We start from the raw sequence: 21,354 nt of genomic DNA on the forward strand, positions 1-21,354 counted from the left end.
TTGCTAAACTATGAAGTGAAAGGAGTTCTCATGATAACAATTCATAAAACTTTAAACGCTCAAGCATACGAAAATACTTATTATTTAGAAAATGAGCATCACCTCATCGTAGTTGATCCGGGTAGTGACTGGGATAAAATTGCAGCAAAAATCCAAGAAATCAATAAACCAATTACAGCTATTTTGCTGACCCATACTCATTACGATCATATTATGAGTGTTGATTTAGTTCGTCAACATTTTGGACATCCACCTGTCTATGTCGCTGAAAGTGAAGCAACTTGGCTTTACACTCCGGAGTATAATCTATCTGGACTAGCTCGCCACCAAGATATGGATAACATCATTCTCCAGCCTGCCGATGTCTTTTTTGACTATCATAGTCCTTACAGTCTAGATGATTTTTATTTTTATGTCGTACCAACATCAGGACATTCAATCGGTAGTGTTTCAATCATCTTTCCTAACGAGCACTTTGTTTTAACTGGCGATGCTTTATTCTGCGAATCAATTGGTCGAACGGACCTCTATACTGGAAATATAGAACAACTCATTTCTAGCATCAAAAACGAGTTGCTGACCTTGCCTGATTATGATGTTTACCCTGGTCATGGTCCTCAAACCACCATTGTCCATGAAAAAATGTTTAATCCATTTTTGCATTAAAAAAGCCCTAAATGAACTGCATCTCAAAAGTTAGATTTTTCTGTCTAACTTTCGGGTCAGGGTTCAATAGGGTTTTTATTATCACTTCTTTTTTAAATTTTCAAGAATCGTCTCATTGAGAGAACCGAGCCAAATGCTCCGATGATAATTCCTACTACAAAAAGGAAGGAAATCATCAATGGAATAAAGGTTTTTGGTACAATCATTGAAAGATTTTGACTAGCAAGAGATGGATTAAATGACTTGTAGGCCATTTCGTAAATAAAATAGACCAAGCCAGCTGGAACAACTGCTCCAAGCAAGCCGATCCAAGCTCCTTCTAACAAGAACGGACCTCGAATGTAACTGTTTTTTGCTCCCACCAGACGCATAATTTGAATTTCACGACTACGTGAAATAATCGTAATCCGAATAGTATTTGAAATCAAGAAAACAGCAATAAAGACTAAGAGGAGCGCTCCTACAATTCCCCATGTACGAATAAAATTAGCTAACGCAAAAATACGTTTTGTATTGGCTCCACCGTATTCTACTTCAGAAACCCCTTCCACTTTCTTCGCATTGTTTGCGACAGACGTGACGTATTTGGGGTCGGTTGTATCAACAATATAAGCGTCATGCAGGGGATTGGCATCTCCTTCAAAGAGTTTCCAATCTTTACCCATGACTTCTGTTAGTTTCTTTAATTGTTCTTGCTTGCTAGAAAATGTTACTGATTTCACATTTGACATTTTGTTGAGGGCATCATATACCTTATGGTAGTCCTCATTTTTGACTGTTTGACCTTCTTTTGTAATAGTCTCTTCATTGTCCGCTGTATCTGGTCGCATATAGACCATAACCCGCACATTATTTTCAATATCTGTTGCTAGCTTCGCCGTGTTTAAAATGACTGACACAAAGATTGCGACTAACCCTAGTGTAATCATCACGGAGCTGACTGCAGCAACTGTCATCCAACCATTTCGCTTCAAACTTTTGAGCGATTCAAGCAGGTGACTTAAAAATCTACTATTCATCGTATCCGTACTCTCCTTTTGCTTCATCACGCACCACACGACCATTTTCGATGGCAATAACGCGGTGACGCAAAGTATTTACAATTTGGCTATTGTGGGTCGCCATCAGAACAGTCGTCCCTTGCAGGTTAATTCGCTCCAGTAGATTCATGATTTCCCACGAATTATCTGGGTCCAAATTTCCTGTCGGCTCATCGGCAATCAAAACTTTAGGATTGTTCACAATCGCACGAGCAATGGCAATTCGCTGCTGCTCTCCTCCTGAGAGTTCATTTGGAAATGAACGGACTTTGTGTTTTAAACCAACCAAATCCAACACTTCCATAACGCACTTTTTGATATTCCGACGGCGTTCTCCAATAACTTCCATAGCGTAGGCGATATTTTCATAGACTGTCTTTTTGGGTAGCAACTTATAGTCTTGGAAAACGACGCCAACATTACGACGCAACATTGGAATATCGCGTTTTTTAATCTTAGCAAGATTAAAGCCAGCAACTTGCAGACTTCCCTTATCAACTTTCACTTCACGATACAATAATCGAATAAAAGTTGATTTCCCTGCTCCAGAAGGACCTACAATATAAGTGAATTCTCCTGGCTCTACTTCAATGGACACACCACGCAGGGCTGTTGTCCCGTTGTCATATTTTTTGACAACATCTCTCATTTCAATAATTGACATTTATTGTTAAGAGTTCCTTTCGTAAGATAGTTGAGGGAGTGGGAGAGGAAACTATGATTGCATTGCAATTACAATTGTCTGCACCACTCTCGTAAATTTAATGTTTAGTTTAACCGCCATTTCAAGTAGGCATCGATGAAGCCATCAATATCTCCGTCCATGACTTTGTCAACCTGTGCGACTTCAAAGCCTGTCCGATGATCTTTGACCATCGTGTAAGGAGTAAAGACATAAGAGCGGATTTGGCTTCCCCAAGAAATTTCTTTTTTGTCTCCCTTTAAGGAATCCACTTCAGCTGCTTTCTTTTCTTGCTCCATTTGGTAGAGTTTCGCTTGAAGCAATTTCATTGCCCGATCACGGTTTCCATATTGTGTGCGGTCAACAGTGGATTGTGTCACAATTCCCGTTGGTATGTGGGTTAAACGAACACCGGTTGAAACTTTGTTGACATTTTGCCCACCAGCACCACCGGAACGGAAAGTGTCCATCTTGATGTCTTCGTCTCGCACCTCAATTTCAATCGTGTCATCCAACTCCGGCATGACTTCCACTGAAGTAAAAGAAGTGTGACGACGCTTAGCTGAGTCAAATGGCGAAATGCGCACCAAGCGATGAACTCCCATTTCAGACTTCAACAAACCATAGGCATGAGGGCCCTCAAAAGACAAGGTAACAGACTTAATTCCCGCTTCATCTCCCGCTTGATAGTCCAATACTTCAACCTTGAAACTATGAGCATTGCCAAAGCGTGTATACATCCGCAGCAACATATCCCCCCAGTCTTGAGCTTCTGTTCCACCAGAGCCTGGATGAATTTCAAGGATAGCATTGTTATTATCATAAGGTTCCGACAAGAGGAGTGTCATTTCATAGCTGGTCATTTTTGTTTCCAACTCTGCTAATTTTTCTTCCAACTCTTCCTGTACAGAATCATCCTCCGCTAGAAAATCAAGCAAAATCTCTGATTCGTCAAATAAATCAGTCATTTGCTGGAAGTTATCATAGGTTTGCTTAAGTTCGTTTAATTCTTGAGATGTCTTTTGCGCTGCTATATTATCATCCCAAAAGTCAGGCTCTGTCATCTTATTTTCTAAGATAGCAATTTCCTCTTCCAGACCGTCTAAGTCAAAGAGACCCCCTGAAAGAAGCTAATTTTTCACGATTTGCGTCAATTTTTTGACGAATTTCTGAAATATCCATATCTACCTCTTTTCACATATCGTTTTATTATATCACAAATCAGTATTTTTTCCTAATTTCTGACAAAATCCAATAATAGTTATTGTATAAAATTTCTAAGTCCTTATCAAGAAATTTCGTTCTTTGTTACACGATTGTTAGATAAGTTGCTGTCTGAAGAAAAATATTAAGAAGTTAGATACGTCAAAATGATATTCATGATAGTCCCTTCTTTACAACCTTTCGCTCGAGAATTTCTAAAACGCCTGATTCTTGATTGCTTGGTGCTTAATACTTTGCTATTTTCTTGACCTTTTCAGAAGCATTTGCCATCGCATAGCTGTGACCCACATAAGCTAGCATTTCTAGGTCATTTCCACCGTCCCCAAAAGCCATCATCTCCTGTGGTGCAATACCAAAATGCTGACTAAGGAATTCAAGAGCAGAGCCTTTATGAACACCTCTTTGGATGATATCAATCGAACCATGTCCACTTGAAACTGCCTGAACGAGTTGACCAGTAACTTGATTTAGCTTTTCAAGGAGTTGATCTGTTTTTTCTTCTGGCACCAATAAAGCTAACTTGACAAAATCATCTTCTGGTAAATCCTGAAAATTAGAGATTTCTTTCAATGCATGGTAATAAATTGCAATTTCTTCTTTGTACTGTTTGGGTGCTGACTTGATCAAATAAGCAGAATGAAGCCCGCAAAGAGTTGTCGCATTTTCTAATCCTTCTAACACAAGCACGTCTAAAACCTTTTCAATCTCTGTTCTAGCGATTTTTTCTTCTCGCAATAACTTCTCGCCTTCAAAAATTAGTGCTCCATTTTCTGAAACAATAATTAACTCATCCTGATATTTTGGAAAAAATGAAGCCAGTTGGGCATACTGATTGCCTGAAATGACGACTACTTTTATATCTTTTTCTTGCAAGCAATGCTCGATAAATTTTCTCAAAGCGCTTCACATCGTAGGTATTGTCTGAGTGCAGAAATGTACCGTCCATGTCAAATGCTACTAATTTTATCATTCGTAGACCTCCTCTTGCTTCTATTTTACACCAAAAGACTTAAACTTTCCTATGATTTTTGACGAAAAATTTATTTCTTTCATTTTGCCTCAAATATGCTACACTAGGAACATAACAAATTTAGCATTTATGAGTGATCTTCACCTAGATTCAAACCAATTTACCAATGAAGACATCACCATTTTGATTGATTTACTAAAAAAGAAAAAAGTTGACCACATTCACTTTGCAGGGGATCTATCTAATGTAGGGTAGGATACTAGCGAGGTAGTCATTGCGACCCCTTTTCCATTATCCCCCCACCGAACCGGACGTGATACTTTCGCATCATCCGGCTCCCCAGCAATTTCATTTCATAAACGTGTATTTATTGAACCATTATGTATCGCATGGTGACAATCCCGACAAGTCACTAGCGTTTTCCGACATCTTGCTGACATGATTTCTTTCCACTTTGGAACTATTTTTCCATTGTGTTTATTCAAGTCTGCTAATTTTCTGATATGATGCACCTCTATGTTCTCCTTACTGCCACATAGCTCACACTTATTTGCGAGTAATTGCTTGATAAGCTCTGTTCGACCACCATAAACTTGATATGGAGTATCTTCTATTACAGCTTTCCTTTTATAAGAAAGTGAAACGCCACCCCACGTTGCAACTAGAGGAGGTTTATTCTCACGAGGCACAACTACCTGTAAACACGGCACAGTTCGGCCATTCGTACTAGTTGTAGTAGTTTTATATTTAGCTAACATTTTATTAATGGATGACTTATGCTTAAATGCTAATGTTTTAAGGAGTGATGTTTCCATATACCAATAGACTTTTGAGAACCATGACAAATTTTGTGCCAATATATAGTATTGAACTAGCCCTCTATATTCTTGTTGGTAAGTTTGAACGATACTAAAGTCATCGTCATGCAATAAGTTATTACGATGAATAGCTTTACCATTTTTCATGTATTGGCGACATTTGCTTTCAATAACCGATACAGGTACAAATAATGCTATAACACCATTGGCACTTCGTCTTCCTTTGTTATCAATATAATCATTGACACGTTGTGCTTTTATCTCATATCCCAGAAATTTCGCTGATTCTTCAGTCGCATGAGTAATCAAAGTCTTTTCTTGAGAAAGTTCTAAATGTAACTTAATGTTTAAAAAGTCTCCAATTTGCTTCTTTATATCCTTTGCCTCTGCTTTCGAACCTGTAAATCCTAGAATAAAGTCATCCGCATACCGAACATATCTTAATCTCCGATAATTGGTATCATAAGTATCAACTGAAGGGATATTTCTTCTCTCAACAATTATTTGATGAGCTTTTTTATATTCTCCTTTGTCTTGGTAGAATTTAATTTTTCTACTCAAACGATTATAGGCTGAATTTGCTTTCTGTTTTTTCCCTCTTGTATATTGAGGTATCAACTCTTCACCGACCCACTTATCAAATTGATGTAAATAAATATTGGCTAATAAAGGACTAATAACTCCACCTTGCGGTGTTCCGCTAATAGTCTTTCGAAACTTCCAATCATCAAGATATCCTGCCTCAAGCATATTTTTTATAAGCCTAATAAACCGACCATCTTGAATTTGTTTAGACAACATGGTGATTAACACACAGTGGTCAATCGTGTCAAAATAACTAGAGATATCTCCTTCTATGAACCAATGTGTCCCTTGCCAAGTCTGAATTTCTTGTAAAGCTGTATGACACCCTCTTTTTGGTCTAAAACCATGAGAATGTTCACTAAATTGTGGCTCATAATAGGCTTCTAATATCATGCGAATCACTTCCTGAAGAAGTTTATCGCTCCATACTGGTATTCCCAAAGGACGGTGTTTTCCATTCTTTTTAGGAATGTACTCTCTCCTAGCTGGTCTCCAGTAATAGGTTTCTTGTCTTAATTGTTCAATAATCATATCTATTTTTTGAATAGACATACCATCAATCGTTTCCTCTGTAACACCCTTTGTCATTGCTCCATTATTCGGGTATAACTTTGCATAGGCTATCAGATACAGTTCACGATTAAATAGTAACTTATAAACCCTTTCGAGTGGTTTATCTTGTTTTCCACGTTCATGAATGACCGTTAAAATAGTTTTGGCTGTACGCATCTCACGCACCTAATTCTTTCTAACTAATCGAAATTACCTGTCACCCTTCGCCATGTACAAGGATTTCCCTTGCTCGGACTACTACGGTGACTCCGTTACCATAAGGGTCTCCCCTCTTAGGCAATCCTGCTATTCGTTAAAAATGTACGTTCTAGTAACCCTTAGGTTCCTCACTCATTCCTTTATTCATACTTATCGTATGCTCTTTTACTGTAGAAAGTTATTCGTCCAAAATCACAACAACGAATATACAGTAACATCGGTTTCAGTTACTTTCCGATGGGCGATGCTTTGCACCTAGTCAGAATTGAGGTTCAAGCAGTTTAGCCTTAACCATAGGTTACGGAACTTGCGGCGCATCAAAGCATTGTAACTCACTCCTTATCCGCTTTACTAACATGCTATTGTCCCCTTTGGGGTTCCCCGCTAGGTTAGCTAGTTGTTCCTATTATTTACTTTCAATAATATCCCTCTGCGAGGGAGATACATTTTTACGCTTAATAGCGCACGACTTTGAGCATATTAGTTTGCCTTTTTTACAAAAGCTCAAAAAATCCTTCTCCGTTTCTTACAATTTAGGCAACCATGACATGCTAGGAATGACTGAAGACGACATTCAACAGCACAATTTCAATGTACAATCATTTGGACAGACTCAGTTTATTAGCCTAGCAGGTTGGTATGACTATGGCTTCGTTCCCGAAAAAACACCTGAAGAACACAAACGAACCAAGCAATTTTTCTGGTTTGATAGACGATTGAACCACAACACTGATGACCCTATACTCACTCAACAGACCCTAGAACAACTTGAGAGAATTTTGGCTTCTCTGAATGGTCCTATTATCCTAGCTATGCATTTTGTTCCTCACAAAGATTTTCTTTACAATCACCCTTATTTTCAGCGCTTTAATGCTTTTCTGGGCAGTCAAGCCTTTCATAATCTCTTTGTCAAATATGGTGTGAAAGATGTTGTCTTTGGTCATCTTCACCACCGCCACTCCGCTCGAATGATTGACGGCGTTTGCTATCATACAAGACCTCTTGGCTACATCCGCGAATGGCAGTTGACCCAGCAATTTTTCGAAGATTATCCTCAATACAAAATCCCTCAAATGTACCGCCTCCACAAACGCTATAATGCAGTAAAAGATTTATCTCTTTTCCAATCATATAAGAAAAAGCACCTCCAAAAAGAACTAGAAGATGCCCTTATCATTTTTGATATTTAGTACGAAAACAACTGAATAGCTTCTCTTAGCTCGTCTGAGAGATCTTTTTCTTTGTCTAACCGAAGATAGACTTCTAACAAGCACGAACGAGCATTAGAAAATTGTAAGAAGTCTGTTGAATTTTCTAGTGGAAAGTCAAGTGAAGTTAACCAAGCTGCAACTCTGGTTTGTGAGAGTCTCTCATTTAAAATAGCCTGATAGATGACCCGTGCCAAACGCCAGTCCTCATCGCTGATAAAGCGCCAATTCACTCTTTTAAAAATCTTTTCTAGTACTTGAAGAACTTCATTTACTCGTGTTATAGGAAAATCTGGATGACAGATAATCTCAACTAAAAGATCTGCACCATGAGCAAAGGCATGCACCCAACCATATTCTTCAGAATAACCAGTACTATCATTTTCATACAATAAATAAGACAGACCTTGTTCAAATAGAGCCATTCTTTGATAACTAGAAAGTCTTTTAAAATAAAGTGAATTTTTCTTAGCATCTGCATTTAGCAAATTAGCGAATAATAAAGCCGTAAAAGATCGAATCAGAGTAGCCTGACCAACTTCTTCCTTTTTATACAAAAGTCCCTGTCGTTTAAGAGCTTCAACCACTACAAAATCAAACTGGTCCTTTGTAAATAACTGTTCTTGTATGGCTCTGGCTAGAGAAACAAAGATTAAGTCATCTCGTATTTTATAATTCGGATGACCAACATGATCTAACATCCAAAGGACTTCTTCTTGTTGATAAATTGGCATATCCTGTGCTAATTTTTCTTTTAGTATTTTTTCCATATCTTTCCTTTTCAATTAGATTATTAGAAAAAGTCATCCAAAGATGACTTTTTCTTTCTTAAATAGCATTCTGATCAAAGCCAAGTTTGCGTTGAACAAATTTAACAATTTCTACGATGATAATCATGGAGAAACTTCCAATGAGAACGGCTGCCCATTGTGAGAGGTCTAATTTTGTTACATGGAAAATTCCTTCTAGTGGCTCAACCAAAATGGTAGAAGCCAATAAAATGAATGAAACAAGAATAGACCAGTTGAAAGTTTTAGATTTGAATGGCCCAACTGTTAGAAGTGATTGATAAACAGATTTTACATTAAAGGCATGGAAAAGCTGGATTAGTCCAAGCGTTGCAAAGGACATGGTCAACGCATCCGCATGAATAGCTCTCATGTCACCAACATGAACTGGATTCATCAAAGCATAAGCATAAACACCGAGTACCAAAGCACCTTGCAAAAGCCCTTGATAAATAATCGAACTCATGACACCACCTGAGAAAAAGCTAGACTTACGACCACGCGGTTTGTGAGTCATCACACCCGGCTCAGCTGGCTCAACCCCTAGTGCAATAGCTGGAAAAGTATCTGTCACAAGGTTAATCCAGAGAAGATGAACCGGCTGCAGCACATCCCAGCCAAAAAGAGTTGCAAGGAAAATCGTCAACACTTCTGCTGTATTGGCTGAAAGCAAATATTGAATGGTCTTTTGAATGTTAGAGAAGACTTTCCGTCCTTCCTCAACAGCCACGATAATCGTTGCAAAATTATCATCAGCCAGAATCATGTCAGAAGCACCTTTCGAAACTTCTGTCCCTGTAATCCCCATTCCGATACCGATGTCGGCTGTCTTCAAGGCTGGTGCATCATTTACACCGTCACCTGTCATAGCAACAACCTTGCCTTGATGTTGCCATGCTTTGACAATTCGCACCTTATGCTCAGGAGATACACGCGCATAGACAGAATATTGACCAACAACTTTTTCAAACTCTTCGTCTGACAATTCGTTAAGCTCAGCACCAGTCATAACATGGTCTTTACTATCATCATTGATAATGCCTAAACGCTTAGCAATCGCTTCCGCTGTGTCTTGGTGGTCACCTGTAATCATAATTGGACGAATACCGGCTTCTTTAGCCACTCGAACAGCTTCAGCAGCTTCTGGTCGCTCAGGGTCAATCATTCCAATCATACCTGTGAAAATTAAATCATTTTCAAGATTTTCAGACGTTAAGTTTTCTGGAATTTCATCAATAATTTTGTAGGCACCAGCTAAAACACGCAAGGCCTGATGAGCCATACCTGAATTATTTTCCTTAATTAACTGAGTCGTTGCTTCATCAATCGGCGCAATATCGCCTGCCTTGTCACGAGCCACACAACGTTTTAAAAGTTGATCTGGCGCACCTTTTACAGCAACCAAGAATTTACCATCTGGCAAAGGATGAATGGTTGACATAAGCTTACGTTCAGAATCGAACGGCAACTCTGCTACACGAGGATACTGTTGCAAAAAGGCCTTGACATCATACCCTTTATCAAGTGCATACTGAACAAAAGCTGTTTCTGTTGGGTCACCAATGAGTTTTCCGTCTTGATCGATTTTAGTATCATTAGCAAGGACAACCGAGCGTAGCAATGGCAAGTCGAGTCCGAGGTCAATAGCTTGTTTTGCTTCATGCAAACTGCCGTCATAAAAGACTTTTTCAACCGTCATCTTGTTCATGGTCAAGGTTCCCGTCTTATCAGAAGCAATAATTTCAGTAGAGCCAAGCGTCTCAACTGCAGGAAGCTTTCTGACAATGGAATTTCTCTTCGCCAAAACTTGTGTGCCAAGTGCCAAGACAATGGTCACAATAGCAGGAAGTCCTTCTGGAATTGCTGCTACAGCAAGTGCGACTGATGTCATCAATTCGCCCAGCGGATCTTTTCCTTGAACGAATACGCCGACCACAAAAGTGATTGCTGCAATAATTAAAATCGCATAGGTCAGCACTTTTGACAGACCATTTAGATTTTGCTTGAGTGGAGTATCTGTTTCATCAGCATTTTGGAGCATACCAGCAATACGACCGACTTCTGTAAACATACCTGTATTGACAACGACACCCATTCCACGTCCATACGTAACGTTTGAATTTTGGAATGCCATATTGATACGGTCGCCAATACCTGCATCAGCAGCTACATCAACAGTCAGATGTTTTTCAACTGGAACGGATTCGCCAGTCAGAGCCGCTTCTTCAATTTTTAAAGAATTTGCTTCTAAAAGACGCATGTCAGCAGGTACCACATCACCTGCTTCCAGCATAACGATGTCTCCAGGGACCAATTCTTTTGAGTCTACTTCTGTCACATGCCCGTCACGCAGCGCACGCGCAGCTGGGCTAGACATAGATTTGAGTGCTTCAATTGCTTCTTCTGCCTTACCTTCTTGGTAAACTCCAAAAATGGCATTAATAATGACCACAGCTAGGATAATAATCGCATCTGCAATATCTTCACCACCTGAAGTCACAACCGAAAGAATAGCCGCAATCAGCAAAATAAGAATCATCAAATCCTTAAATTGCTCAACGAATTTCATCAGAAGGGATTTTTTCTCTCCCTCATCCAGTTCATTGCGTCCGTATTCATCTAAACGCTTAGCGGCTTCATTGCTTGATAAACCTTGCTCAGAAGTTTTCAAATCCTTTAAAACTTCCTCCGAACCTTGCGTATAAAACGCTTGGCGTTTTTGTTCTTTTGACAAACTATTTCCTCCTTTAATCCCTTTTTGACAAACAAAAAGAGACCTGTTTATTGCAACAAGTCTCGCTGTTTCATACAAGGCCGGAAATTGCTTTCGTATTGACGACCTTGTAACGGATATCCCGCTAGCTACTCCCTTGAGTGTTTTTATTATATCAAATTCTTCAATTTTTTCAAGCAAAAAAAGTTCAATTTCTATCTATTTTACCAAATAGATAACAAGACACAATAAATAAAATAATCGCTATGACAAGTGTCCCTGTTAGGTCAAAGAACATATTAAGCTTTGTCTTGTTATAAAAAACCAAATAAATCTGCTGAGAATAAAAATAGCCGCTATTACTAAACTAAAAAGGATTCTTCCCATCACTTTCTACCTCCACGAAATTTCCATTTGATAATCCGCAAAAGCTCGACCGCCATCAGGTGTTCTCAATTGATAATGCAGTTCAAGTGTCTGCTTTTTCAAATCAACCTGGTAATGACTTGTTTTTGTGATAAATTGCTGTATGCCGACCGGTGTGGGAATGCCAATCAAGGCTTCTCCTCCTTTGATAAACCGCATCAAGGATTTAGGGGTGGAGAAGCGTGTCATGACTAGTTCTTCATCATGAAACTTCAGCACAACCTTCTCTCCTTCTTCATTTTTAAACAATAAATAATGATAAGCGCCCTTTTGAGTCCAATCTACAGCGTAACTTTGGTCAATTTGCTCTACTTGCTCATCCATTTGAATTCGATTTTGGATTCTAATTTTCACTCTTTAAATTTCCTCGTCTTCCTATTTCTTTTTTTATTTTAGCAGAAAATCAAAAATTTTTCTCCCATTTTTTCTTATACTTTTATTTTGCCATAGTTCTGAATGGGATAATTTTTGAATTAAACTAGCAAGTTTGAATCGCTATTTTCAGAGGTTATAGATTACTTTGTTATTTGGACTGCTAGACGAGATGTGGTATAATAGAGCCATGATTGAAAAAGTATTTCGTGATCCCGTCCACAATTACATTCATGTGGATCACCAAGTCATCTATGATTTAATAAACACCAAAGAATTTCAACGACTGCGCCGCATTAAACAGTTAGGAACTTCCGGCTATACTTTTCACGGAGGCGAGCACAGCCGTTTTTCGCATTGCCTCGGAGCATATGAAATTTCAAGACAAATTACAAAAATCTTTGACGAAAAATATCCAGAGGTTTGGGATCGTCATGAAAACTTACTTGTCATGGCAACAGCCCTCTTACACGATGTCGGTCACGGCGCTTATTCACATACCTTTGAGCGCTTATTCGAGACTGACCACGAGGAAATTACACGCCAGATTATCACAAACCCTGAAACAGAGATTAACCAAGTGCTGGTTCAAGTTTCGCCTGATTTTCCGGAAAAAGTAGCCAGCGTTATCAACCACACCTATCCAAACAAACAGGTGGTGCAACTCATTTCCAGTCAGATTGATGTGGATCGTATGGATTACCTCTTGCGAGACTCTTACTACACAGGTGCTTCTTATGGGCGATTTGATTTGACACGAATTTTACGTGTTATTTGCCCTGTCGAAAATGGCATTGCTTTTAAGCGCAACGGCATGCATGCTGTAGAAGATTATGTCGTCAGTCGTTATCAAATGTATATGCAAGTTTATTTTCATCCTGCTAGTCGTGCGATGGAGGTACTCTTACAGAATTTGCTCAAGCGAGCAAAATTTCTCTATGAAAAGCAGAAAGACTATTTTGCGCTTTCTTCTCCTAACCTTATTCCTTTCTTTGAAAAAAGAGTAACTTTGAAAGATTATCTTGCTTTGGATGATGGGGTTATGAACACTTATTTTCAAGTCTGGATGAGTAGTCCTGATACGATTTTATCGGATTTAGCACAGCGTTTCATCAACCGTAAGGTCTTTAAATCCATTATTTTTTCAAAGGAAAATGAAAAAAATCTGAATGTTATGCGGGATTTGGTTGCAGAAGTCGGTTTTGATCCTGACTACTATACCGCTATTCACCGCAATTTTGATCTACCTTATGATTTTTATCGTCCAGATGTCGAAAAACCACGCACTCAGATTGAAATTATCCAAAAGGATGGCAGTCTCGCGGAGTTGTCCACTTTATCCCCTATCGTCGAAACATTAGCAGGCACAAGGCACGGCGACAACCGTTTCTATTTCCCAAAAGAAATGCTGAAAGAAGCTGGACTTTTTAGTGAAAATAGTAAAACTTTCTTGTCGTATATCAAAAACGACCAATTTATATATGGAGAAGCACACGGACATGAGTATTAAACTAGTTGCCGTTGATATTGACGGAACCTTATTAAACACCAAAAGAGAAGTCACACCAGAAGTTTTTTCTGCTGTACAAGATGCCAAAGCTGCTGGAGTAAAGATTGTCATTGCAACCGGACGCCCCATTCCAGGAGTGAGAAATTTGCTTGAAGAGTTACACCTAAACGAGCCAGGTAATTATGTCATTACCTTCAATGGCGGGCTGGTTCAAGATACAGTTACAGGGGAAGAATATATCAAAGAAACTCTAACCTACGATGATTATTTGGATATTGAATGTCTCAGTCGCAAATTAGGGGTTCACATGCACGCTATCACCAAGGACGGTATTTATACTGCTAACCGTAACATTGGAAAATATACCGTTTACGAAGCCGGACTGGTCAATATGCCAGTCTACTACCGCACTCCAGAAGAAATGGTAGATAAAGAAATCGTCAAAATCATGTATATTGACGAACCAGAAATTTTGGATCAAGCAATCGCCAAACTTCCAAAAGAATTGTACGACAAGTATACACTCGTAAAATCTGCACCTTTTTACTTAGAAATTGTCAAAAAATCCGTCAATAAAGGGGCTGCAGTCGTGCATCTAGCAGAAAAATTAGGATTGACAAAAGAGGAGACTATGGCTATCGGGGACGAAGAAAACGACCGTGCAATGCTAGAAGTCGTGGGAAATCCTGTTGTAATGGAAAATGGGACTGACGCGTTGAAGAAAATTGCCAAGTATATCACCAAATCAAACGATGAATCTGGCGTTGCACACGCTATTAGAGAGTGGGTTTTAAACTGATGTACACTTATAAGATTGGAATTTCTGCTCAAGAACACGATGATTTTGTTAAGGCAAGTTCTCAAACCAACTTGCTTCAAAGCGCTTCTTGGGCAAAGGTCAAAGATAATTGGGACAATGAACGAATTGGTTTTTACAAAAATAATCAATTAGTAGCCTCGGCCAGCATTCTCATCAAGCCTTTGCCGCTCGGCATGACCATGCTTTATATTCCTCGCGGTCCTATTATGGATTATCAGAATCAAGAATTACTACAATTTGTCCTGACTTCCTTGAAAAAATTCGCTAAAACTAAAAAAGCTCTTTTTATCAAATTTGATCCGAGTCTCTTCCTCGTGCAGGCTCAAATCAGAGAAGACAGAAAAGAACAGCAGGAAACGCTTGACGTGATTCAAAATCTCCAGAAAGCGGGTGCTATCTGGGTAGGGCGGACAGAATCATTAGACGAAACGATTCAACCGCGTTTTCAAGCGAATATTTACAAGGATAATTTCAGCGAAGAACTTTTATCGAAAAGCACACGACAAGCCATTCGCACTGCTCGCAACAAAGGTATTCAAGTCCAGTTTGGTGGTTCAGAGCTTTTGGACGGTTTCTCTGCTTTGATGAAAAAAACAGAAAATCGAAAAAGTATCCATCTGCGTGGTCAAGATTATTATCAAAAACTGCTGGATACCTACCCTGAGCATTCCTATATCACACTTGCAAGTATTAATTTAAACGAGCGTCTAGAAAGTCTCCAAGTACAAAAATCTAAAGCTGAAAAAGAAGCTAGCAAATTTACTGAAAAAACCAAGCCCGGTAAAATTGAAAACAACAAGCAGGAACAAAAACGACTGCAAGAAGAAATGGACTTCTTAGCAGAAAAAATGACTCAAGGAGCCATAACAGTGCCTCTATCTGGAACTTTGGTTCTTGAATATGGAACTACCTCTGAAAATATCTATGCTGGGATGGACGAAGAATACCGCCGCTACCAACCAGCTATCCTGACTTGGTACGAAACCGCTAAACACGCTTTTGAACGCGGAGCTAATTGGCAAAATATGGGCGGTGTTGAAAATGATTTAGACGGCGGGCTTTACCACTTCAAGTCCAAGTTCAATCCAACCATTGAAGAATTTGTCGGCGAGTTTAACTTGCCAACCAATCCACTCTATCATCTCTCTAACCTTGCTTATACTTTGAGAAAGAAATACCGCAGCAAACACTAAGAAAGGAATCGCATGACACTCAAACAACTTCGTCAGGAAGAATTTGTAAAACACAGCGCTTCTTGCGCTCAACGTTCTTTTATGCAGACGGTAGAAATGGAGAAGCTCTTATCAAAACGTGGCTTTACTTGTCAATATGTAGGATACACAAATGAGCATGACGAAGTGACTGTTTCAGCTGTGCTCTACAGTATGCCCATGACAGGCGGACTGCACATGGAAATCAATTGCGGTCCTGTTTCAACAAATCCTCACGACCTACAAGCTTTTTACCGTGAACTCAAGACCTACGCCAAAGAAAATGGTGCTTTAGAGCTAATTGTCAAACCTTATGAAACTTATCAAACATTTGACAGCAATGGTCAGCCGACCTCGCCCGAAAAAACAGAATTGATAAAAGAGTTGACAGACTTAGGTTATGAATTTGATGGCTTGCAGACAGGTTATCCAGGCGGCGAACCTGATTGGCACTATGTCAAAGACCTGACTGAACTAACTGAAAAAGATCTGCTCAAATCCTTCAGCAAAAATGGTAAATCGACTGTAAAAAAAGCCAATACTTTCGGCATTCAATTAAAAAAATTGAAGCGAGATGAATTAAATATTTTCAAAGAAATCACTTCTGCCACATCCGAACGTCGTGAATATAGCGATAAAGTATTAGATTATTATCAAGATTTCTATGATGCTTTTGGCAATCAAGCGGACTTCATGATTGCAACGCTTAATTTTCAAGATTATTTGCAACATCTGCAAAATGATCAAAAAAAACTAGAACAAAAGATCAAAAAATTAGAAGCGGATTTAGAAAAAAATCCTCAGTCAGAGAAGAAGCACAATCAACTGCGTGAATTCTCTAGCCAATTTGAAAGTTTTGAAACACGCAAAGCCGAAGCGCAAGGATTAATAGATAAATATGGAACCGAAGACCAAGTTCTTGCAGGCAGCCTCTTTATCTATACACCACAGGAAGCGACTTACCTATTTAGTGGTTCCTATCCTGAATTTAACAAATTCTATGCCCCAGCACTTCTCCAAGAATACGTCATGAAAGAAGCTATCAAGCGAAATATCCCTTTTTACAATTTTCTTGGTATCACCGGAATTTTCGACGGTTCAGACGGCGTGCTCCGCTTTAAGCAAAATTTCAATGGCTACATCGTTCGTAAAATGGGCACCTTCCGCTATTATCCACAACCACTTAAGTTTAAACTTCTTCGTCTTCTTAAACAACTTTTAAGACGCTCTTAAAACTCTCAAAAAGTTGTTTGAGAGTTTTTTAATATAGTATTTTAGATAAGGATTATCAGATATGCTTAAACACTTTATCTCAAAAAAGCTATTAGTCATCTACTTTCTGTTTATCGTGCTGACATGGGTTGAGTCGGTCTTAAATCCTACCCTCGTTCGGATGATTATTGATAGTTTTCAAGCGAAAAATTTAATGATTCTCTGGCAGACCTTGCTACTAGGAATTTTGGGAAATATCCTGATTCTCTTAGGTTTAGCAGGAAAACGTTATTACTATGCTAAGGTCATTGCTGATTTTAATAAGAAGCTAAAAGGAAAGATGTTTGCGGCTTTTCTTTATGACAATCAACTGTCAGATAAAGACATTCTTTCCGATTTAGAAAATGATGTGAAACAGATAGAAGAAAATTATGTAGAATCCACTTTGATTATCATTGGTTCTCTTGGTTTCACCTGCGTCTCTATCGTTTATGCTTTATTGACAAACTTCTGGCTAGGAGCCATTTTCATCATTTTCTATGCCATTCCAGCTCTATGCAGTGGAATTGGCTCCAAAAAACTAGATCGGCTATCTGAGAAAAAATCAACAGTCAATCAAGATTACATCTCCCTGCTGTCTAGTTTTATAGCTGGTTCTAGAGTGATCAAAAACTATCATAGCCAGACTTTCTTTTACACGATTTTTCAAAAGAAATTATTTAAGAATATGGAGCAGAATGTTCAGTTTGAAAAACAAAGAACGATAAACAATATTCTAATCAATACCATTGATGTGTTTTGCTCCGTTTTTCCCATTATTATTGGTGGCTTTATGACTTATTATGGCAAGCTGACTCCAGCTAGCTTTGTAGCAATTTATCTTGTCTCTTACAATATCGGCTATCAATTTCAAGAGCTATCTTATTTCATCAATACACAAAAATCCAGTAAGAATCTCTGTGATAAATACCAATTTTTAGCTGAAAGTAAGAACAGTGAGGAAAAAGTACTTATCAAGAATTGTTTTCCAATCCAATTTGAACGGGTTTCTTTCAGTCATCAAGGGAAAGTCATCCTCTCTGATTTTTCTTTCACCATTCATTCTGGAGAAAAAATTGCTATTATCGGTGAAAGCGGCAGTGGAAAAACGACTTTATTAAATTTACTATTTGGCTTTTTAAAACCCGATTCTGGACAAATTACCTTTAATGGAAAAGATTTGAACCCTGAAGCAAGACAACAAATCGGGTCTTACATTTTACAAGAAAGTCATTATTTTGATAACCTTTCTTTTTATGACAATATCAGTTTAGGTGAGCCCCTTCATTCTGAAAAGGTGAAAGAGATTTTAATCAAGGTACATCTTCTCTATCTAAAAGATAAAAAACAAATCAGCAATCAAACCTTATCCGGCGGCGAAAAACAACGATTAGAAATCGCTAGAAGTCTTTATCATGAGAAAGACTTTATTTTAGCAGATGAAGTAAAATCAAATCTAGATAGTCGAACAGCAAAGGAAATAGAAGATGTCTTATTTTCACTTCCACAAACGGTTATCGAAGTCATTCATCATTACTCAGATAAAACTCTAAAGCGCTATGATAAAGTGATTGAATTATAAATTTAAAAATAGTAAAAAATCGCAAGGATTTATCCCTGCGATCTTTTGCTATTGCTTTTTCATTACAATTTTTCTGGCACGGCTTTTAGTAACTCTTGAATAGCTGCTTGGTTGCTTCCGCCAGCCATAGCCATATCTGGTTTACCGCCACCACGACCATCTACAATTGGTGCTAATTCTTTAATTAAGTTACCAGCATGAATCTCCTTTGTCTTGCTAGCTACAAGGACATTGACTTTCTCACCAATAGCTGCCACAAGGACAAGAACATCTGAATAGTCTTTTTGTTTCCAAGTATCGGCAAACGTACGAAGGGCTCCAGCATCAGATACAGAAACTTGACTGGCAATAAAGCTACATCCGTTAACTTCGTGAACGTTCTTGAAAATTTCACCTGAAGCTGCGGCAGCTGCTTTTTCTTTCAGCTCAGCATTTTCTTTTTGCAATTGACGAAGTTGTTCTTGCAGGGCTTCAACTTTACGAGAAACTTCTTTCATTTGTGGAACTTTCAATGTCGTTGCAATAGCTTTCAAAGCATCTTCTTCCTCACGGTAAGCTTCAAATGCTTCTTTGCTGGTTACCGCAAGAATGCGACGAGTTCCTGAGCCAATTCCCTCTTCTTTGATAATCTTGAAAAGACCAATTTCAGAAGTATTTTTCATGTGAGTACCGCCACACAACTCAATAGAGTAATCTCCAATTGTCACCACACGAACTTCTTTTCCGTATTTTTCTCCAAAGAGAGCCATCGCACCCATTTCTTTAGCCGTATCAATGTCTGTTTCAATCGTTTTGATGTCAATCGCTTCCCAAATTTTTTCATTAACTTCTTGCTCAATGCGACGTAGCTCTTCTGCTGTAACTGCTTGGAAATGAGTGAAGTCAAAACGAAGAAATTCTACTTCATTGAGAGAGCCCGCTTGCGTTGCGTGTTTGCCTAAAACATTGTGAAGAGCCGCATGAAGCAAGTGTGTTGCTGTGTGATTCTTCATAACACGGTGACGACGATTGTGGTCAATTTCAAGCTTATATTCTTGGTTTAGCGTGAGTGGTGACACCACTTCTACCGTATGGAGCGGTTGTCCATTCGGCGCTTTTTGAACATCTACGACTTGTGCAACGAGATTGCCTGCAAGGTCAAAGATTTGTCCGTGGTCTGCTACTTGTCCGCCCATTTCAGCATAAAATGGCGTTTCTGCAAAAACGAGGTAAGCTTTACCAGAAGCCACTTCTTCTACTTCTTTATCATCTGCTACAATTGCAACCAACTTCGCAGATAAGGTTTCTTTTTCGTAGTTAAAATGACTTTCAACCGTGATATTTTGCAGCGTTTCATTTTGCATGCCCATAGAGCCACCTTTGACAACGCTAGCCCGTGCGCGTTCTTGTTGCTCTTTCATAGCAGCTTCAAAGCCTTCGCGGTCTACTGTCATACCAGCTTCTTCAGCAATTTCTTCGGTCAATTCTACTGGGAAACCATAGGTGTCGTACAGTTTAAAGACATCCGTTCCTGAAATAACAGACTGTCCTTTTGCCTTTAACTCTTCTACAATGCTTTGTGCAAAGTGTTGACCTGAATGAAGCGTGCGAGCAAAGGATTCTTCTTCACTTTTAATGATTTTTTCGATAAAATCTTGCTTTTCAAGCACTTCTGGATAATAGCTTTCCATAATTTTTCCGACAGTTGGAACAAGTTTGTAAAGGAAAGGCTCATTGATTCCTAATTTTTGACCATGCATCGAAGCACGACGGAGCAAGCGACGCAGAACATAGCCACGTCCTTCATTTCCTGGAAGCGCACCATCGCCAATAGCAAATGACAGAGAGCGGATATGGTCTGCAATGACCTTGAAGCTCATATTGTCACCATCTGGATTGTAATTCTTACCAGATAACTTCTCTACTTCACGAATAATCGGCATGAAAAGGTCTGTTTCAAAGTTGGTCTTTGCCCCTTGAATAACAGCTACAAGACGCTCTAGACCTGCACCCGTATCAATATTTTTGTGAGGCAGCTCCTTGTATTCACTTCTTGGAACAGCTGGATCAGCATTGAATTGGGACAAAACAATATTCCAAATTTCAATATAACGATCATTTTCAATATCTTCTGCAAGCAAACGAATTCCTTGATGTTCAGGGTCAAATGCTTCCCCACGGTCAAAGAAGATTTCTGTATCTGGTCCAGAAGGTCCTGCACCAATTTCCCAGAAATTGTCTTCAATTGGAATCAAATGACTTGGATCGACACCAACTGAAATCCAACGATTATAAGAATCATGATCATCTGGATAGTAAGTCATGTAGAGCTTGTCTTTTGGAAAATCAAACCACTCAGGACTAGTCAGGAGCTCAAAAGCCCATTCAATCGCTTCATCACGGAAATAATCACCAATAGAAAAATTCCCCAGCATTTCAAACATGGTATGATGACGTGCTGTTTTTCCGACATTTTCAATGTCATTCGTCCGAATCGCTTTCTGCGCATTGGTAATCCGTGGATTTTCTGGAATAATGGTCCCGTCGAAATATTTCTTTAATGTTGCTACGCCAGAGTTAATCCAGAGTAGGGTCGGGTCATTGACTGGTACTAGACTAACAGACGGTTCGACAGCATGACCTTTTGAGGCCCAAAAATCTAGCCACATTTGGCGTACTTGAGCACTTGATAATTGTTTCATTTTCTTCTCCTTAAAACATTTCTCTAACTGATTTTT

16 protein-coding genes and 1 pseudogene are annotated in these 21,354 nt (G+C 38.9%); 8 read left to right on the plus strand and 9 right to left on the minus strand.

Features of this window, described 5'->3' with window-relative positions; genetic code table 11:
• Window positions 1-30 precede the first annotated feature (30 nt).
• Window positions 31-666, plus strand: a complete 636-nt coding sequence (locus tag ANG_RS07870) for an MBL fold metallo-hydrolase (RefSeq protein ID WP_003037238.1) — start codon at window positions 31-33, stop codon at window positions 664-666.
• A gap of 92 nt (window positions 667-758) precedes the next feature.
• Here the strand turns inward: ANG_RS07870 and ftsX are convergent, their stop codons facing one another.
• The 4 genes from ftsX to ANG_RS07890 all read right to left on the minus strand — a co-directional run bounded on the left by ftsX (window position 759) and on the right by ANG_RS07890 (window position 4,509).
• A complete protein-coding gene (ftsX, locus tag ANG_RS07875) occupies window positions 759-1,685 on the minus strand; it encodes a permease-like cell division protein FtsX (protein WP_003037328.1) in 927 nt (308 codons plus the stop codon).
• A complete protein-coding gene (ftsE, locus tag ANG_RS07880; protein ID WP_003037501.1) occupies window positions 1,678-2,370 on the minus strand; it encodes a cell division ATP-binding protein FtsE in 693 nt (230 codons plus the stop codon). Before ftsE ends, ftsX begins: the two co-directional genes overlap by 8 nt.
• 104 nt (window positions 2,371-2,474) lie before the next feature.
• Window positions 2,475-3,570 (minus strand): peptide chain release factor 2 gene (prfB, locus tag ANG_RS07885; RefSeq protein WP_100207893.1). Its coding sequence is split into 2 segments (ribosomal slippage): window positions 2,475-3,497 and window positions 3,499-3,570, totalling 1,095 coding nucleotides; the frame shifts between segments, so codons are not numbered across the junction.
• A 267-nt stretch (window positions 3,571-3,837) separates the two neighbouring features.
• The gene (locus ANG_RS07890) at window positions 3,838-4,509 is read right to left on the minus strand and encodes a Cof-type HAD-IIB family hydrolase (protein WP_003037337.1); all 672 of its coding nucleotides are present in this window, start codon (window positions 4,507-4,509) and stop codon (window positions 3,838-3,840) included.
• 184 nt (window positions 4,510-4,693) lie between these two features.
• Between ANG_RS07890 and ANG_RS11495 the strand changes: the two are divergent.
• Window positions 4,694-4,828: pseudogene (locus ANG_RS11495) on the plus strand (phosphoesterase); the annotation flags it as partial.
• Window positions 4,829-4,935: 107 nt separating this feature from the next.
• Here ANG_RS11495 and ANG_RS07895 read toward each other — a convergent pair.
• Window positions 4,936-6,714, minus strand: a complete 1,779-nt coding sequence (locus tag ANG_RS07895; RefSeq protein WP_003037471.1) for a reverse transcriptase/maturase family protein — start codon at window positions 6,712-6,714, stop codon at window positions 4,936-4,938.
• Between the two features lie 398 nt (window positions 6,715-7,112).
• On the opposite strand from ANG_RS07895, the gene ANG_RS07900 reads away from it, so the two are divergent.
• Window positions 7,113-7,946: a metallophosphoesterase gene (locus ANG_RS07900; protein ID WP_003037431.1), complete on the plus strand. Its 834-nt coding sequence runs from the start codon at window positions 7,113-7,115 to the stop codon at window positions 7,944-7,946.
• Here the strand turns inward: ANG_RS07900 and ANG_RS07905 are convergent.
• The 3 genes from ANG_RS07905 to ANG_RS07915 form a co-directional block, all read right to left on the minus strand.
• Window positions 7,943-8,734, minus strand: a complete 792-nt coding sequence (locus ANG_RS07905) for a DUF2785 domain-containing protein (RefSeq protein ID WP_003037469.1) — start codon at window positions 8,732-8,734, stop codon at window positions 7,943-7,945. The genes ANG_RS07900 and ANG_RS07905 overlap by 4 nt on opposite strands.
• A gap of 58 nt (window positions 8,735-8,792) precedes the next feature.
• The gene (locus ANG_RS07910) at window positions 8,793-11,486 is read right to left on the minus strand and encodes a cation-translocating P-type ATPase (RefSeq protein WP_020999521.1); all 2,694 of its coding nucleotides are present in this window, start codon (window positions 11,484-11,486) and stop codon (window positions 8,793-8,795) included.
• Window positions 11,487-11,858: 372 nt separating this feature from the next.
• Window positions 11,859-12,245, minus strand: a complete 387-nt coding sequence (locus ANG_RS07915; protein ID WP_003037213.1) for a YwiB family protein — start codon at window positions 12,243-12,245, stop codon at window positions 11,859-11,861.
• Between the two features lie 208 nt (window positions 12,246-12,453).
• Between ANG_RS07915 and ANG_RS07920 the strand changes: the two genes are divergently transcribed.
• From ANG_RS07920 to gggC, 5 genes are all read left to right on the plus strand, one after another.
• Window positions 12,454-13,773: an HD domain-containing protein gene (locus ANG_RS07920; protein ID WP_003037357.1), complete on the plus strand. Its 1,320-nt coding sequence runs from the start codon at window positions 12,454-12,456 to the stop codon at window positions 13,771-13,773.
• Entirely contained in the window at window positions 13,763-14,572 is an 810-nt protein-coding gene (gene yidA, locus ANG_RS07925; protein WP_003037458.1) for a sugar-phosphatase, read from the plus strand. Before ANG_RS07920 ends, yidA begins: the two co-directional genes overlap by 11 nt.
• Entirely contained in the window at window positions 14,572-15,786 is a 1,215-nt protein-coding gene (locus ANG_RS07930) for an aminoacyltransferase (protein ID WP_025271890.1), read from the plus strand. The genes yidA and ANG_RS07930 overlap by 1 nt, the downstream gene beginning before the upstream one ends.
• 12 nt (window positions 15,787-15,798) lie before the next feature.
• A complete protein-coding gene (locus ANG_RS07935; RefSeq protein ID WP_003037301.1) occupies window positions 15,799-17,037 on the plus strand; it encodes an aminoacyltransferase in 1,239 nt (412 codons plus the stop codon).
• 61 nt (window positions 17,038-17,098) lie between these two features.
• Window positions 17,099-18,637: a streptosactin export ABC transporter GggC gene (gene gggC / locus ANG_RS07940; RefSeq protein WP_003037399.1), complete on the plus strand. Its 1,539-nt coding sequence runs from the start codon at window positions 17,099-17,101 to the stop codon at window positions 18,635-18,637.
• 62 nt (window positions 18,638-18,699) lie between these two features.
• Here gggC and alaS read toward each other — a convergent pair whose 3' ends face one another.
• A complete protein-coding gene (gene alaS / locus ANG_RS07945; protein ID WP_025271891.1) occupies window positions 18,700-21,318 on the minus strand; it encodes an alanine--tRNA ligase in 2,619 nt (872 codons plus the stop codon).
• Window positions 21,319-21,354: the final 36 nt, after the last annotated feature.

This window comes from Streptococcus anginosus subsp. whileyi MAS624 (genome assembly GCF_000478925.1).
In the GTDB taxonomy this organism is placed as follows: domain Bacteria; phylum Bacillota; class Bacilli; order Lactobacillales; family Streptococcaceae; genus Streptococcus; species Streptococcus whileyi.

Excerpts from the sequence above, each read along its gene's own strand:
- ANG_RS07870 (WP_003037238.1), top strand. The coding sequence starts at position 31 with ATGATAACAATTCATAAAACTTTAAACGCTCAAGCATACGAAAATACT.
- ftsX (WP_003037328.1), bottom strand. The coding sequence starts at position 1,685 with ATGAATAGTAGATTTTTAAGTCACCTGCTTGAATCGCTCAAAAGTTTG.
- ftsE (WP_003037501.1), bottom strand. The coding sequence starts at position 2,370 with ATGTCAATTATTGAAATGAGAGATGTTGTCAAAAAATATGACAACGGG.
- ANG_RS07895 (WP_003037471.1), bottom strand. The coding sequence starts at position 6,714 with ATGCGTACAGCCAAAACTATTTTAACGGTCATTCATGAACGTGGAAAA.
- ANG_RS07900 (WP_003037431.1), top strand. The coding sequence starts at position 7,113 with ATGCTATTGTCCCCTTTGGGGTTCCCCGCTAGGTTAGCTAGTTGTTCC.
- ANG_RS07905 (WP_003037469.1), bottom strand. The coding sequence starts at position 8,734 with ATGGAAAAAATACTAAAAGAAAAATTAGCACAGGATATGCCAATTTAT.
- ANG_RS07920 (WP_003037357.1), top strand. The coding sequence starts at position 12,454 with ATGATTGAAAAAGTATTTCGTGATCCCGTCCACAATTACATTCATGTG.
- yidA (WP_003037458.1), top strand. The coding sequence starts at position 13,763 with ATGAGTATTAAACTAGTTGCCGTTGATATTGACGGAACCTTATTAAAC.
- ANG_RS07930 (WP_025271890.1), top strand. The coding sequence starts at position 14,572 with ATGTACACTTATAAGATTGGAATTTCTGCTCAAGAACACGATGATTTT.
- ANG_RS07935 (WP_003037301.1), top strand. The coding sequence starts at position 15,799 with ATGACACTCAAACAACTTCGTCAGGAAGAATTTGTAAAACACAGCGCT.
- gggC (WP_003037399.1), top strand. The coding sequence starts at position 17,099 with ATGCTTAAACACTTTATCTCAAAAAAGCTATTAGTCATCTACTTTCTG.
- alaS (WP_025271891.1), bottom strand. The coding sequence starts at position 21,318 with ATGAAACAATTATCAAGTGCTCAAGTACGCCAAATGTGGCTAGATTTT.